Source organism: Burkholderia sp. Nafp2/4-1b (assembly GCF_003635165.1).
Taxonomy (GTDB): domain Bacteria; phylum Pseudomonadota; class Gammaproteobacteria; order Burkholderiales; family Burkholderiaceae; genus Burkholderia.
On record NZ_ML058607.1, the window covers coordinates 62,291 to 76,455 of the forward strand.

Sequence of the window (14,165 nt, forward strand, 5' to 3'; positions counted from 1 at the left end):
CCCGCCATGCGCTTTCCTCATTCGCTCCCGTTCGCCCGCCGCGCCGTCGCGCTGGGCGCCGCCGCATTATTGACTGGGTTGACCGCCTGCTCGACGCTGCCGCCCTATTCTCCCCCCGCCGTCACGGTGCCCGCGCACTACGCGGGCGCACCGGCCGCGCAGGCCGGCTGGCGCGTCGCGATGCCGGCCGACGCCACCGCACGCGGTGCATGGTGGACCGTGTTCGGCGACGCCGACCTGAACGCGCTCGAAGCGCGCGTCGACGTGTCGAACCAGACTGTGAAGAAAGCGCTCGCTGATCTGCAGCAGGCACGCGCGATGGTCGACTATCAGCATGCGGGGTTCCTGCCGACGATCACGGCGGGCGCCGCGCAGAGCCGCGCGCGCGTGTCGCAGAACCGGCTCGGCTCGTCGCTCGCCGGCAAGACGACGCCCGACTATCAGGCAGGCGTGGCCGCGAGCTGGGAACCCGACGTGTTCGGCCGCGTGCGCGATGCGGTGACGGGTGCACAGGCGAACGCGGCCGCGAGCGCGGCCGACCTGCAGGCCGTGAAGCTGTCGGTCACCGCCGAGCTCGCGACCGACTATTTCGCGCTGCGCTCGCTCGATACGCAGAAGCAATTGCTCGACGACACGGCGCACGCGTATGCGGATGCATTGAAGCTGCTTAAACAGCAGCTCGCGGCCGGCGCGATCGATGCGTCGGCTGTCGCGCAGGCCGAGACGCAGCTCGAATCAACGCAAACGCAGGACACCGACATCGACGCATCGCGCGCACAGCTCCAGCACGCGCTCGCGACGCTCGTAGGTGAAAGCGCGTCGACGTTCACACTGCCGCCGCGTGTGCAGACGTTCGACGTGCCCGCGATCCCGCCCGGCGTGCCGTCGCAACTGCTCGAACGGCGGCCCGACATCGCGGCGGCCGAGCGGCGCGTCGCGGCCGCGAACGCGCAGATCGGCGAGGCGCGCGCCGCGTTCTTCCCTGATCTCGTGCTGTCGGCGAGCGCGGGGCTCGAAAGTTCGTTCTTCGCGCCGTGGCTCGCCGCGCCGAGCCTGTTCTGGTCGCTCGGCCCGCAACTCGCCGGCACGCTGTTCGACGGCGGCCGCCGCAGCGCGTCGCTGCGAGGCGCGCATGCGCAATACGACGGCGCGGTTGCCGATTATCGGCAGACCGTACTGGTCGCGTTCCAGCAGGTCGAGGATCAGTTGTCCGCGATCGATGTGCTCGCGTCCGAAGCCGGCAGCCAGCAACGCGCGACCGATGCGGCCGACCTGTCGCTGCGGCTGACCACGAATCGTTTCAACGCGGGTGCCGTCAGCTATCTGGACGTGGTGACCGCGCAGACGATCGCGTTGACGAACCGGCGCACGGCCGATCAGATCGACGCGCGTCGGATGGAAGCCGAAGTCGCGCTACTGAAGGCACTCGGCGGCGGCTGGCAGGGCGGCGCCGCGGCCAACGCGGACGACGCGAACACGCAAGCGCTGGCGGGGTCGAGATCAAGCGGGACGAATGCGAGCGGCGTATTGCCCGCTGCCGCCGTCACGCGGCCGGCTCCCGGTTGAACGTGAGCACGAAACGCGTGCCGCGCGCGTCGCTTTCGACCTGCGCGGTGCCGCCGTGCAGCTCCATCACCGAGCGCACGATCGCGAGGCCGAGCCCGGCCGTGCCGCCCGGCGCACCGCCGCTGCGTGCCGGGTCGCCGCGCACGAACCGGTCGAAGATCCGCGGCAGCAGCGCGGGATCGATCGGCTCGCCCGGATTCGCGACGACGACCCGCACCGCATCGGGCGTTTCATCGACGCTGAGCGTGATCACGCCGCCGGCGGGCGTGTAACGCAGCGCGTTCGCGAGCAGGTTGCCGACGGCGCGACGAAACAGCTCGACGTCGGCGGTCAGTTGCCCGTGTCCGTCGACGCGCAGCGTCGAGCCCGCTTCGTCGGCGAGCCCCTCGAAATATCCGGCGATGCGCTCGAGTTCGTCGCGCACGTCGAATGCGCGCTGCCGCGTGACGAAGCTCGGATGCTCGGCGCGCGCGAGAAACAGCACGTTGTCGATCATCCGCGCGAGACGATCGTATTCCTCGAGATTCGATTCGAGCAGCGCCTGGTACTCGTCCGCCGAACGCGGCCGCGCGAGCGCGACTTCCGTGGCGCCGCGCATGTTGTTCAGCGGCGTGCGCAGGTCGTGCGCGAGATCGGCGCTGAATTGCGACAGATGCGCGAACGCCTGCTGAAGGCGACCGAGCATCGCGTTCTGCGCATCGACCAGCGCGCGCAACTCGGGCGGCGCGTGCGACGCGTCGAGCCGCGTGTCCAGCTTGTCGACGGTGATCCGGCCGGTGTTGTCGACGATCTCGCGCAGCGGCGCGAGCGCGGTGCGAATCAGCCAGTAGCCGAGCAGCAGCGCGAACAGCGCGCCGAGGCCGCCGGCGATCTCGAGCCGGTCGCGGTAGCCGTCGAGCAAGGCGGCGCGGTCGTGCATGTTGCGCGCGATCGCAATGCGGATCGGCGTGTGGTCGCCGAGCGCGGCCTCGATCACGACGCCGCGCATCGGCGTGCCGTCGTCGGCCTTCCACGCCGCGAGCCGGTCGGCCGTGATCCGTTCGTTCGCGGGAACCGCCACCGCATGCGGCGCAAACAGCTGCGCGTCGGCCAGTGGCACCGATGCGGCCGCCGGCGCATCGTCGAGCGCGGCGAGCCGCACGTTGTGGCGCGCGAGCACGTCGCCGCGCGCGTCGACGGCGGCCATCGACAGCGCCTCGTTGCCGAGCACCTGGCTCGTCAACCGCTCCGCATGCGCGCGGGCCGCATCGAGCGATTCCAGCTCGCCCGCGAGCCGGCGCGTGTGGCGCGCGGCGAGCACGATGTCGAGATCGTCCTGCGTGTTCACCTGCCGTTCGAGGCCCGCATACACGTATGCGCCGACGAGCGCGAACGCGGCGAGCGTGGTCGCGGCGAACGCGAGCGCGAGGGTCGCGGCGAGCGAGCGCGGCCGCGTCATGCGTCGTCCTTCGGTTCGAGCACGTAGCCGACGCCGCGCACCGTATGGATCAGCTTGACCGGAAACGCGTCGTCGATCTTCGCGCGCAGGCGCCGGATCGCGACTTCGACGACGTTGGTGTCGCTGTCGAAATTCATGTCCCACACGTACGACGCGATCTGCGTGCGGCTCAGCACTTCGCCCTGCCGGCGCGCAAGCAGCTGCAGCAGCGAGAATTCGCGCGGCGTCAGGTCGATCCGCGTGGTGCCGCGCTTCACGCGGCGGCGCACCACGTCGATTTCCAGATCGCCGACCACCAGGTGATCCGTTTCGCGCGGCGGCCCGCGACGCGCGAGCGTGCGGATGCGGGCCAGCAGTTCGACGAACGCGAACGGCTTCACGAGGTAATCGTCGGCGCCGAGTTCGAGGCCGTGCACGCGGTCCTGCACGTCGTCGCGCGCGGTCAGGAACAGCACGGGCGTCGTGTGCGTTTCACGCAGCCGCTTGAGCACGCCCCAGCCGTCGAGCACGGGCAGCATCACGTCGAGCACGATCACGTCGTAGCGCTCCTCCTGCGCGAGCATCAGCCCTTCGGCGCCGTCCTTCGCTAGATCGACGCTGAAGCCCGATTCCTCGAGCCCCTTCTTCAGGTACGCGCCCGTCTTGGGTTCGTCTTCGACTATCAGGATGCGCATGGCCGGCTCCGTCGCCTTCGTGGAAACATGCGGCGATGTTACCGGGAAACGGAAATGAGGAACCGCTCCGTGCAGGCGTGGATGCCGTTGATTACAAAATGGTAATCCGCCGGTCAGCGTGGCGAGCGGCGGCGAAACCAGAATGCTGATGTGGGCCGTTTTCCCCCACTCTCCCGTTCGCTTGTTTATCCAGGAGCCGCCATGAAACTCGTCGCCGCCTTCGTTCTCGCCTCGCTGAGCCTGCCGTTCGGTGCATCGGCGTTCGCGCAATCAGTCCAGCCCGCCCCCGCGCCGCTCACGCGCGCCGAGGTGCGCCAGCAACTGGTCGAAGCGCAAGCCGACGGCTTGCTGCCGTCGAACCGGAACGACTATCCCCCGTCCGCAGCGCAGATCGCGCACAACCGGCAGGTGTACGCGCTCGAGCATCACGACGCAGCGCCGGGTGCGACCGCATCGGCCGGCGCGTGGACCGAGCAGACCGCGCAGGCGCAGTGACGTGCGCGCAGCCGAAACCCCGCGCACGACCGGTCGCTGCCGCTTGAGTGCCACTTGACCGGCATCAAGTGCGGGTTTCCGGTGCTGCGCCGAAATACCGCTGTGCCAACGCAACCCAATACCGGACACCAGCCGGAATGATGTCGTCGTTGAAGTCGTATTTCGGGTGATGCAGCGCCGGCGCGGCCGCGCCGTCCTGCGCATTGCCGATCAGCACGTACGCACCCGGCCGCTCTTCCAGCATGAAGCCGAAATCTTCGGACGTCATGTTCGGCGGCACGTCGCGAGCCAGTCGTGCGTCGCCGAACGTGTCGCGAATCACCATTTCGCACAGGGCAGTCTCGGCCGGCGTGTTGACCGTCGCCGGGTAGTACTGAAAAAATTCCACGTCGACCTGCGCGCCGTAAGCCGCGGCCAGCCCTTCGCACATCAGCCGCACGTCGCGCTGCAACTGCTGCTGCAACGCGGACGACAGCGTGCGAATGGTGCCGCGCAGTTCGGCGGTATCGGGAATCACGTTGTCCGTCGTGCCCGCCTGGAACATGCAGACGGAAATGACCGCCGGGTCGACGGGATCCTTGTGCCGCGCGGCGATCGTCTGGCACTGCAGCACCATCGAACACGCGAGCGGCACGGGATCGATGCCCAGATGCGGCTGCGCCGCATGCGCGCCCTTGCCGGTGACCGTGATCCTGAACCGCGAGCCCGCGGCCATGATCGGGCCGGTGCGCAACCCGAAATGCCCGGCCGGCAAGCCGGGCCAGTTGTGCATCCCGAACACGGCTTCGGTTGGAAACTGCTCGAACAACCCGTCGTCGATCATCTTGCGCGCGCCCGCGCCGCCCTCTTCGCCCGGCTGAAACACGAAATGAACCGAACCCGGCAGCTGCGGCAGTTCCTTCAGCACGCGGGCGGCGCCGAGCAGCATCACGGTATGACCGTCGTGCCCGCACGCGTGCATGATCCCGTGCGTGCACGACGCATGCGCGAATTCGTTCGCTTCGTGGATCGGCAGTGCATCCAGGTCGGCGCGCAGCACGATGCCGCGGTGCGGATCCGCGCCGGGCAGGCTCGCGACGACGCCGGTGCCGCCAAGCCCGCGCGACACCGCGTAGCCGAGCGCCTCAAGTTCGCGGGCGACGATGTCGGCCGTTCGGTGTTCCTCGAACCGCAATTCGGGATGCGCATGCAGGTCGCGGCGCAGCTGCGCCCAGTGCGCGTGATGCGCATGCAGCGTCAGGTCGGGGATCACGGGGTTGTCCAATTTCGGCACCTTCGGAATGTAGAGGGCTTATAGCTGCACTGCCGGCGCGAATCGCGCGCGGCAGCCGCATCAATCATAAAACCCGAGGATCGACTTGACCTCCATGTACTCCTCCATCCCTTCGATCCCGTATTCGCGGCCGTTGCCCGACTGCTTGTAGCCGCCGAACGGCGCCTGCGGGTCCCAGGCCGGATAGTTCAGGTGCACTTGCCCCGAGCGGATGCGTGCAGCGACCGCGCGCACGCGTTCCATGTCGGTGCCCTGCACGTGCGCGCCGAGCCCGTAGACCGTGTCGTTCGCGATGGCGACCGCTTCGTCGACGGTGTCGTAAGGCAGGATCGCGAGCACCGGACCGAAGATCTCCTGCTGCGCGATCGCCATGTCGGTACGCACGTCGGAGAAAATCGTCGGCCGCGCATAGAAGCCCTTGTCGAAACCCGCGGGCCGGCCGGGGCCGCCGGCGATCAGCTTCGCGCGTTCATCGATGCCCACGTCGACCATCTGCGCGACGCGGCCGAACTGCGCGCGATTGGCAAGCGGCCCGTGCGTCGTCGCGTCGTCGAACGGATCGCCGACGATCAACTGCCGCGCCGCCGCGACGGCCAGTTCCTCGACCGTGCCGAGCGCGTCGCGCGGCACGATCATGCGGGTCGGCGCGCTGCACGACTGGCCCATGTTCCGGAACGCGGCGGCCACGCCCGGCGCGATCGCGCGCTGCAGGTCGGCGTCGGGCAACACGAGGTTCGGCGATTTGCCGCCGAGCTCCTGCGCGACGCGCTTGACGGTCGGTGCGGCGGCCTGCGCCACCAGCACGCCGGCCCGCGTCGAGCCGGTGATCGACACCATGTCGACCTCCGGGTGCGACGAAAGCGCGGCGCCCACCGTTTCGCCGCTGCCGCTCACGAGATTGAATACGCCGGCAGGCACGCCCGCATCGGCGACCACTTCCGCGAACAGCAGCGCGCTGAGCGGCGACAGCTCGCTCGGCTTCAGCACCACCGTACAGCCTGCCGCGAGCGCCGGCCCGACCTTCGCGGTGATCTGGTAGATCGGCCAGTTCCACGGCGTGATCAGCACGCACACGCCGATCGGCTCGCGCACGACCGCGGTCGTCCCGCGCCGCTCGACGAACGGGTAGTTCGCCAGGTTGTCGCGCGCGACGCGGATATGTTCTGCCGCGAGAGGCACATGGGCGCTCCGGGCATAACTAATTGGCGCGCCCATTTCCAGCGCGAGCGCCGCGGCGAACAGCTCCGCACGTTCGAGGATCAACGCATGGATACGGTCGAGCAGCGCGGCGCGCGCGTGCGGCGACGTTGCTGACCACGATTCGAACGCGCGGCGCGCGGCGCTCACGGCGCGGTCGGCGTCGCGTGCGCTGCCGAGCGGAATCTCGCACAGCGTGTCCTCGGTGGACGGGCAGACGACCGCGAACCGGTCGCTGCCTTCGGGCAGCACCCAGTCGCCGTCGATGAAGAAGCGATCCAGCCTGCCGGCGTGCTTGAGGTGAACAACGGGTGAATTCATTGCAGGGTGTCCTTGAGTCGGCGCAAGCCTAGAAATCCGCGACCTTGCCCCATGCCGAATCGCTGAACCGGCCCGGCTGATACGGCACCGGATCGACGAGCGGCTGCGCGCCGGTCGCGAGATCCGCGATCAGGTGCCCGGCGCCGGGGCCGATTCCGAAGCCGTGCCCCGAGAAGCCGGCGGCCAGGATCAGCCCCGGCACACCCGGCACTTCGCCGATGCCCGGCACGCCGTCCGGCGTGCTGTCGACGAAGCCGGCCCACGCGTGCGTGATCTTCGATTCGCGCAGTTCCGGCAGCAGATCGACCGCGCGGCGATACGTCTCGGCGACGGCCGACATGTCGGGCCGCGGATCGAGGATGCGCACGGCTTCCATCGGCGTCGGCGCATCGAGCCGCCAGCGCTTCAGCGTTTCGTGGCCGCCGCGCACGCCTTCGAGGCCGCCCGGCAGCAGATTGCGCCAGCGCTTCGCGAACATCGGCACGAATTGCGGCGCGAAGCGCAGGAACTGCGGTGTCACGTCCACGCGCGCGCGGCCGCTGATCGCCAGTGCGTAGCGTCCGTCGCTGCGGCGCGTAACGGATACGCCGGACGTATACATCGCATCCGGCAGCGGCTGATCGACGGGCGACACGCTGAGGATCGACTGGCGGATCGATGCCTGCGGAAAACGGATGCCGAGCTGGCGGCAAAACGACGACGCCCACGCGCCGCCGGCAAGCACGACCGTCTTCGTCCTGATGACGCCCGCCTCGGTCACGACGGCACTGACGCGCCCGCCCTCGAGCTCGATCCCGCGCGCCGCGCAGTGCTGGTGCACGCTGCCGCCGAGCTTCATCAGTGCGGCAGCCACGGCCGGCGCGGCCTTCCCCGGGTCGGCCGTGCCGTCGGTCGGCGAGAACACGCCGCCCTTCCATTGCCGGCCCGTCACGCGCCCGCGCTCGCTGGCCTGCTTGCTGTCGAGCATGTACGTCGTGACGCCCGCCGTCTTCGCGAAGTCGCCCCAGCTCGCCCAGCGGGACAGTTCTTCGTCGTCGTTGCTCAAATACAGCAGCCCGCAGCGATGAAAGCCGGTGTCTTCGCCGGATTCCTCGCCGAATCGCTCCCACAAATCGATGCTCTTGCTTGCCATCGGCAACTCGCGCTCATCGCGATTCTGCTGCCGGCACCAGCCCCAGTTGCGGCTCGACTGCTCGGCGCCGATGCGGCCTTTCTCGACCAGCGCGACCGACACGCCGCGTCGCGCGAGGTAGTAGGCGGTGAACACGCCGATGATGCCGCCGCCGATCACGACGACGTCGGCCGAAGCCGGCGGCGTGCGCAGCGTTTCGATATGGCGCAGCGGAGGGGACATGGTCAGTCTCGTTCGGTTGATACGTGGACGTTCTGCACGACGTAGAACTTCGCCACGCGTTCGCTGCTTTCCCACCCGACCGACACACCGCGCGGCACGAACAGCGCATCGCCGGCGCCGAGCGACAGCACGCTGCCGTCCGGTGCGGCGAAGCGCACACCGCCGGCCAGCAGGAACATGAATTCGTTCACGCGGTGCGGGCGAACGATCCGGTGATAGGGCGTCGAATCCCACGTGCCTGCGCAGTATTCGGCGCCGTCGTCGATGAAGACGTTGTCGCTGCGGCATTGCGGCGCCGGGCCGAGCAGCACCTCGGCAGGCAACGTCGACGACGGCTTGAAGTCGGCGTCGGCGCGCAGCCGGAACAGGCCGCGTTTCGTCGGTTGGGCGCACGCGGCTGCGCAGAACGTGACGAGCACGGGCGACGCCGCGCTCACGCGAAGCGCGGTGCCGCCGCCGATGGTCACGCCCTCGCCCGCCCCCAGCACCAACGGCGCGGCGCCGGCCGCTTCGAGCGTCAGCTCGCCCGCGACGACGACGAGGGTCTCGATGTGCGGATAACTCGCCACGTCGAGCTCGCCGACGAAGCCGATACGCCCCGCGGCCATCGAGTCGGGCCCTTCCCACGCGATCTCGCGATGTTGCGCGAACGGATCGTTCGCGCCGAACGCCTGCTTGCGCAACGCGGTCGGATTGTCCGCGCCGTCGGCACGATGCAATACGAAAACTGCGGTCATTTCTGCTCCTGCATGAGCGCGACGGTGTTGTGCAGCCCCGTCGCGCGGTATCGGAAATCGTTGTTCGAAGCCGCACCGGTCGCACACCGTCAGGACCTTGAAATGTCCTGCCTCGGGTGCCGCCCGACAAACCCGTTCGATCTCGGCGCCGGCGGCCCTTACTTGCGATTGTGCCGCGCCGGCCCGCCCGTCTGATTAACCGTCGTTCAAGCGAAGATTAAGCATGCGTTAAGCGCCGGATAACGCTCGCGCGCCTGGCCCTACGCGACGTGACACGCCGCTTCGCGTTGTTCGGCACGCGTGCGCATCGGCAACGTTCGCGCCGGCGCGCCGGCAGGCCACGCGACGACGTAATCGCGCGGCGTGATCCCGAGCACCCGCCGGAAATGCCGGCACAGATGACTCTGATCGAAGAAGCCGACCTCGGTCGCGACAACCGACGGTGCTTGACCGGCGCGCAGCAGGTCCTGCGCGCGCCGCACCCGCACGACGCACAGATAGCGATGCGGCGACAATCCGACTTCGCTGCGAAAGCGCGCGGTGAAACGCGACACGCTCAAGCCGGCCACGGCCGCGAGCGTGTCGAGGTTCAGCGGCTGCGCGAACGACGCGTCGATCGTGCGCAGCACGTCGCCGATCGCCGGCGACACCGGCCGAGCGACACGCGCAGCGCGCGGCATCGCACGTTCGATCGGATCGTGAAACAGGGTAGCCATGCTGGCAGTCCTCATGCAGTCGCCCGCGCGGCGAGCGGGCAAACGAATCGTGCGGTCATATCGAATCCTCGCGGCATGCGCTTCAGTGCAGGAAATCCTGCATCCGGTAATACGCGCCGACGAACGGCAGGAACCACGCGTGCCCGAAATGACCGGGGATCGCCGGCCACTCGAGCTCGCGCCACGGATTCGACGCGGCCGCGCCGTACAGCACGTCGGCCATCACGCGCCCCATGTGCACCGACATCTGCACGCCGTGGCCGCTGTAGCCCATCGAGTAATAGAGCCCGTCATGCTGGCCCGCGCGCGGCAGCCGGTCGGCGGTAATGTCGACCAGCCCGCCCCAGCAGTAATCGAGCCGCACGTTGGCCAGCTCCGGGAAATACTCGGCCATGCCGGCACGCAGGATGTCGCCGCTCTTCGCATCGGAGCGCGGGCTCGACATCGCGAAGCGCGCGCGTCCGCCGAACAGCAGTCGGTTGTCGGGCGTCACGCGGAAGTAGTTGCCGATCTGGCGCGATGTCACGTACGCGCGGCGCTGCGGAAACAGCCGGTTCAACTGCGCATCGGGCAGCGGCTCGGTCACGACGATGAAGCTGCCGACCGGCGCGATGCGCCGACGGAACCACGCGAACGGCCCGTGCTGCGATGCGCCGGTCGCGACCAGCACGCGATCGGCGACGATCGTGCCGCGCGTGCACGTGATCGTGTGGCGCTCGCCGTCGAGCCGCTCGAGCTGTGTGACGGCCGCGTGCTCGTACACGCGTGCGCCGGCCCGCACGGCCGCCTGCGCAAGGCCGACGCCGAACTTGCCCATGTGCATCTGCGCGCCGTTGCGCTGCAGGAGTCCGCCGTAGAAACCGTCGGACGCGATTTCATCGCGGATCCGCGACGGCTCGACCAGTTCGATATCCGGGTCGACATCGCGGCGCAATGCGTTGAAGGTCTTTTCGAGCCCCGCGAAATGCTGCGGCTTCGCGGCGAGCTTCAGCTTGCCCGTCCGGCGGAAGTCGCAGTCGATCGCGTGTTCGGCAACGATCGTCTCGACGCTCTTCACCGCGCTTTCGTAGGCGAGATAGAACTGTTTCGCCTGCGCCGCACCGATCCGCGCCGCGAGCGACGCGTAGTCCTGCGCGACGCCGGTATTGCACTGGCCGCCGTTGCGGCCCGACGCTTCGCTCGCGACCTGCGCGGCTTCGAGCACGACCACCGACACGCCGCGCTGCGCGAGCGCGAGCGCCGCCGACAACCCGGTGAAGCCGCCGCCGATCACGACCACGTCGGCACGCCCTTCGACGGGGCCTTCGCAGCCCCCGCGAAACGCGGGGCGGGTATCCAGCCAGTACGATTCCAGTTTCATCGAATGTTTCTCGAGCATTCCCGCGACGATCGGCGACCGTTCAGTGAGACCCATTTAATCACCGTCAAAAAGCGCAGTTGCCGCGTATTCGCGCGCGGCACACGCGCAATTCACCGTTTTGTGCGACTGGCGCGGCACACTATGCGCAATGCCGATCGTCGACGCAGAAGCACGTGACGAACGAACGATGGCGCGCATCACAGCCGCACCGGCTGCACCGGCGCTGAGCCCGCCTGCAACGGCTCCGCCTGGAAGCGCGCGAGGTCTTCCTCGCTGCGATGGCACAGCACCTTCGCGCCGTTGCCGAGCGTACGCAGCGACGGGGCCGTGCGATTGCACACGCCGTCCACGCGCATCGCGCAGCGCGACAGGAACGGACACAGCTCGGCGTCGTTCTCGCGTTCGCCGATCGGCACCAGCGGCCGGTGGCAGCGCTCGGCCGCATCGTCGAGCCAGCCCGCGCGCAGTTCCGGCGCCGACGACACCAGCAGATGCGAATACGGGTGATAAGGCGGCGCGCACAGCGCGTCGCGGCTGCCGGTTTCGACACGACGGCCGGCGTACAGCACGACGATGTCGTCGCTGATCGCGCGCACCTTCGCGATGTCGTGCGTGATGAACACATACGACACGCCGAGCTTCGCCTGCAGATCGCGCAGCAGATCCATGATCGCGGCGCCGACGACGGTGTCGAGTGCCGACGTGACTTCGTCGCACAGGATCAGGTCGGGCTCGGCGGCCAGCGCCCGCGCGAGATTCACGCGCTGCTTCTGCCCGCCGGACAACTCACCGGTGCGCCGCGCGGCGACCGCCTGCGGCAGCCGCACGAGTTCGAGCAGCTCGGCGACGCGCTGCCGCGCACGCGCACCCTTGATCCCGTGATAGAACGCCAGCGGCCGCGCGAGCGTGCGCTCGACGGTATGCACCGGGTTGAGCGCGGTATCGGCGTTCTGGAACACGATCTGCACGCGGCGGTGCTGCTCCTTCGTGCGCTTGCCGATATCGAGCGCGAGCGGCTCGCCGTCGAGCAGGATCTGCCCGGCCGTCGCCGGCACGAGGCCCGCGATCACCTTCGCGAGCGTCGTCTTGCCGGAGCCCGATTCGCCGATCACGCCGACCGTCTGTCCGCGCCCGATGCGCAGGTCGACTTCGTGCAGGATCAGCTTCGCGGGCAAGCCCTTCGCGCTGCGGCCGCCGTAGCCGGCGATCGCACCGCGTACGTCGAGCAACGGCGCCGGTTCGGTCGGCGCCGGTTGCGCGTCGCGTTGCGCATCGTTCGGCGTGACCGCCGCGATCAGGCTCTGCGTGTACGGATGCGCCGGCGCATGCAGGATCTGTTCGGTGTCGCCCGCCTCGCGGATCACGCCGTCGCTCAGCACGACGATCCGGTCGGCCATCTGCGCGACCACGGCCAGGTCGTGCGACACGTACACCGCGCTCATCCCGCAGCGCCGGATCACGCTCTTGAACGCCTGCAGCACGTCGATCTGCGTGGTCACGTCGAGCGCGGTGGTCGGCTCGTCGAGGATCACGAGTTCCGGATCGGTGATCAGCGCCATCGCGGCCATCAGCCGCTGCAGCTGTCCGCCCGACACCTGGTGCGGATAGCGCTTGCCGATCGTCTCCGGCTCCGGCAGCGCGAGCGCGCGAAACAGCTCGATCGCCTTCGCCTGCGCATCGCGCTTCGACATCGTCTTGTGGATCAGCGCGCTCTCGATTACCTGGTCGAGGATCGTGCGCGACGGATTGAACGCGGCGGCCGCGCTCTGCGCGATATACGCGACCTTGCGGCCGCGCAGCGCGGCCAGCGCGGCTGCGGAAAGCGCGCACACGTCGGTGCCGTCGAGCTTCACCGAGCCGCCGGCGATCCGGCATCCGCTGCGCGCATGGCCCATCATCGCCAGCGCGATCGTGGTCTTGCCCGAGCCCGATTCGCCGATCAGCGCGAGCACCTCGCCGCGCCCGATCTCGAAGTCGACGTCGTGGACGATCGTCGTTTCCGCGCCGCCCGGGCGGCCGCCGACGACGCGCAGCCCGCGCACCTCGACGAGCGGAGTCGCTTGATCTCGCATCAGTGTTCTCCGGCGGCAGCAGCCGCGCCCTTGCGGCGGCCGCGATGCGGCAGACCGTCGATCATCAGGTTGACGCCCACCGTCAGGATCGCGATCGCGACCGCGGGCATGATCGCGACGGCCGAGCCGTCGCCGAGGCTCGCGATGTTCTCGCGCACCAGCGAGCCGAGGTCCGCATACGGCGGCTGCACGCCGAGACCGAGGAAACTCAGGCCGCTCAGCAGCAGCACGACGAACGTGAAGCGCAGCCCCGTGTCGGCAAGCATCGGATGGATCATGTTGGGCAGCATCTCGACGCACGCGATGTACAACGCGCTCTCGCCGCGCGCCTTCGCGACCTGCACGAATTCGAGCGTGCTGATGTTGACGGCGAGCGCACGCGCGATCCGGTACGAGCCCGGCATGTAGCTGACCGCGGCGGTGAGAATCAGCAGCGGCAGCGACGAACCGAACGCGGCGACGAACATCAGCGCGAACATCTTCGACGGAATGGACGTGAGCGCATCGAGCAGCCGGCTCATCGTCTCGTCGACCGCGCGACCGGACACGGTGGCGAGCAGCCCGAGCGTCGTGCCGGTCAGCGCGGCGAGCAGCACCGCCGCGAGCGCGAGCAGCACGGTGAGCCGCGTGCCGTACAGGATCCGGCTCAGCATGTCGCGGCCGAGGAAGTCCGAGCCGAACGGCAGCTTCGCGCTGAACGGCGCGAACACGTCCGACGTGACGATCGTGCCGACGTCGTGCGGCGCGAGCAGCGGCGCGAACGCGGCGATGAACAGCATCAGGCCGACCATCGACAGGCCGACGCGGCCGCCGGCCGTCAGCTTCATGCGCGGCGCGCGGCGCTTGCGCGGCTGGTCGGGGGAAGGCGCGGCAGGCGGCGAGCCGCCCCACGGCGGGCGCGGCTCGCCGGACGGCGGCAGCGTGCTGCGTTGAACGGGATCGGACGGGTGCATGGTCGGCAT

Annotated in this window: 12 protein-coding genes; 2 read left to right on the forward strand and 10 right to left on the reverse strand. The window is 69.1% G+C overall.

Annotated elements, in window-relative coordinates:
- The first annotated feature begins 6 nt into the window (after nucleotides 1–6).
- On the forward strand, nucleotides 7–1,566 hold the full coding sequence (locus tag C7H84_RS17910; protein WP_121860036.1) for an efflux transporter outer membrane subunit: 1,560 nt from the start codon (nucleotides 7–9) through the stop codon (nucleotides 1,564–1,566).
- Here the strand turns inward: C7H84_RS17910 and C7H84_RS17915 are convergent.
- Complete coding sequence (locus C7H84_RS17915; RefSeq protein WP_121860037.1) at nucleotides 1,544–3,004, reverse strand: heavy metal sensor histidine kinase; 1,461 nt, start codon at nucleotides 3,002–3,004, stop codon at nucleotides 1,544–1,546. The genes C7H84_RS17910 and C7H84_RS17915 overlap by 23 nt on opposite strands.
- The gene (locus C7H84_RS17920; protein WP_121860038.1) at nucleotides 3,001–3,678 is read right to left on the reverse strand and encodes a heavy metal response regulator transcription factor; all 678 of its coding nucleotides are present in this window, start codon (nucleotides 3,676–3,678) and stop codon (nucleotides 3,001–3,003) included. Before C7H84_RS17920 ends, C7H84_RS17915 begins: the two co-directional genes overlap by 4 nt.
- A gap of 201 nt (nucleotides 3,679–3,879) precedes the next feature.
- On the opposite strand from C7H84_RS17920, the gene C7H84_RS17925 reads away from it, so the two are divergent.
- A complete protein-coding gene (locus C7H84_RS17925; protein ID WP_121860039.1) occupies nucleotides 3,880–4,173 on the forward strand; it encodes a DUF4148 domain-containing protein in 294 nt (97 codons plus the stop codon).
- Between the two features lie 64 nt (nucleotides 4,174–4,237).
- Here the strand turns inward: C7H84_RS17925 and C7H84_RS17930 are convergent, their stop codons facing one another.
- The 8 genes from C7H84_RS17930 to C7H84_RS17965 form a co-directional block, all read right to left on the reverse strand.
- Nucleotides 4,238–5,437 (reverse strand): M20 aminoacylase family protein, encoded by a 1,200-nt coding sequence (locus C7H84_RS17930; RefSeq protein ID WP_121860040.1) that lies wholly within the window; start codon nucleotides 5,435–5,437, stop codon nucleotides 4,238–4,240.
- 69 nt (nucleotides 5,438–5,506) lie between these two features.
- Complete coding sequence (locus C7H84_RS17935; RefSeq protein ID WP_121860041.1) at nucleotides 5,507–6,964, reverse strand: aldehyde dehydrogenase family protein; 1,458 nt, start codon at nucleotides 6,962–6,964, stop codon at nucleotides 5,507–5,509.
- A gap of 28 nt (nucleotides 6,965–6,992) precedes the next feature.
- Nucleotides 6,993–8,318 carry an FAD-binding oxidoreductase gene (locus tag C7H84_RS17940; protein WP_121860042.1) on the reverse strand — a complete coding sequence of 442 codons (1,326 nt, stop codon included), beginning with the start codon at nucleotides 8,316–8,318 and terminating at the stop codon, nucleotides 6,993–6,995.
- Nucleotides 8,319–8,320: 2 nt separating this feature from the next.
- Nucleotides 8,321–9,055: a cupin domain-containing protein gene (locus tag C7H84_RS17945; RefSeq protein WP_121860043.1), complete on the reverse strand. Its 735-nt coding sequence runs from the start codon at nucleotides 9,053–9,055 to the stop codon at nucleotides 8,321–8,323.
- A 260-nt stretch (nucleotides 9,056–9,315) separates the two neighbouring features.
- The gene (locus C7H84_RS17950) at nucleotides 9,316–9,771 is read right to left on the reverse strand and encodes an AraC family transcriptional regulator (RefSeq protein WP_205611437.1); all 456 of its coding nucleotides are present in this window, start codon (nucleotides 9,769–9,771) and stop codon (nucleotides 9,316–9,318) included.
- A gap of 82 nt (nucleotides 9,772–9,853) precedes the next feature.
- On the reverse strand, nucleotides 9,854–11,185 hold the full coding sequence (locus C7H84_RS17955; RefSeq protein WP_121860044.1) for an FAD-dependent oxidoreductase: 1,332 nt from the start codon (nucleotides 11,183–11,185) through the stop codon (nucleotides 9,854–9,856).
- Between the two features lie 143 nt (nucleotides 11,186–11,328).
- The gene (locus C7H84_RS17960) at nucleotides 11,329–13,203 is read right to left on the reverse strand and encodes an ABC transporter ATP-binding protein (protein WP_121860045.1); all 1,875 of its coding nucleotides are present in this window, start codon (nucleotides 13,201–13,203) and stop codon (nucleotides 11,329–11,331) included.
- Nucleotides 13,203–14,156, reverse strand: a complete 954-nt coding sequence (locus C7H84_RS17965; RefSeq protein WP_121860046.1) for an ABC transporter permease — start codon at nucleotides 14,154–14,156, stop codon at nucleotides 13,203–13,205. Before C7H84_RS17965 ends, C7H84_RS17960 begins: the two co-directional genes overlap by 1 nt.
- Between the last annotated feature and the right edge of the window lie 9 nt (nucleotides 14,157–14,165).

Bases quoted from the DNA above. Each gene is read 5' to 3' on its own strand.
- C7H84_RS17965 (WP_121860046.1), bottom strand. From the start codon at position 14,156: ATGCACCCGTCCGATCCCGTTCAACGCAGCACGCTGCCGCCGTCCGGC.
- C7H84_RS17945 (WP_121860043.1), bottom strand. From the start codon at position 9,055: ATGACCGCAGTTTTCGTATTGCATCGTGCCGACGGCGCGGACAATCCG.
- C7H84_RS17950 (WP_205611437.1), bottom strand. From the start codon at position 9,771: ATGGCTACCCTGTTTCACGATCCGATCGAACGTGCGATGCCGCGCGCT.
- C7H84_RS17960 (WP_121860045.1), bottom strand. From the start codon at position 13,203: ATGCGAGATCAAGCGACTCCGCTCGTCGAGGTGCGCGGGCTGCGCGTC.
- C7H84_RS17935 (WP_121860041.1), bottom strand. From the start codon at position 6,964: ATGAATTCACCCGTTGTTCACCTCAAGCACGCCGGCAGGCTGGATCGC.
- C7H84_RS17940 (WP_121860042.1), bottom strand. From the start codon at position 8,318: ATGTCCCCTCCGCTGCGCCATATCGAAACGCTGCGCACGCCGCCGGCT.
- C7H84_RS17915 (WP_121860037.1), bottom strand. From the start codon at position 3,004: ATGACGCGGCCGCGCTCGCTCGCCGCGACCCTCGCGCTCGCGTTCGCC.
- C7H84_RS17910 (WP_121860036.1), top strand. From the start codon at position 7: ATGCGCTTTCCTCATTCGCTCCCGTTCGCCCGCCGCGCCGTCGCGCTG.
- C7H84_RS17955 (WP_121860044.1), bottom strand. From the start codon at position 11,185: ATGGGTCTCACTGAACGGTCGCCGATCGTCGCGGGAATGCTCGAGAAA.
- C7H84_RS17920 (WP_121860038.1), bottom strand. From the start codon at position 3,678: ATGCGCATCCTGATAGTCGAAGACGAACCCAAGACGGGCGCGTACCTG.
- C7H84_RS17925 (WP_121860039.1), top strand. From the start codon at position 3,880: ATGAAACTCGTCGCCGCCTTCGTTCTCGCCTCGCTGAGCCTGCCGTTC.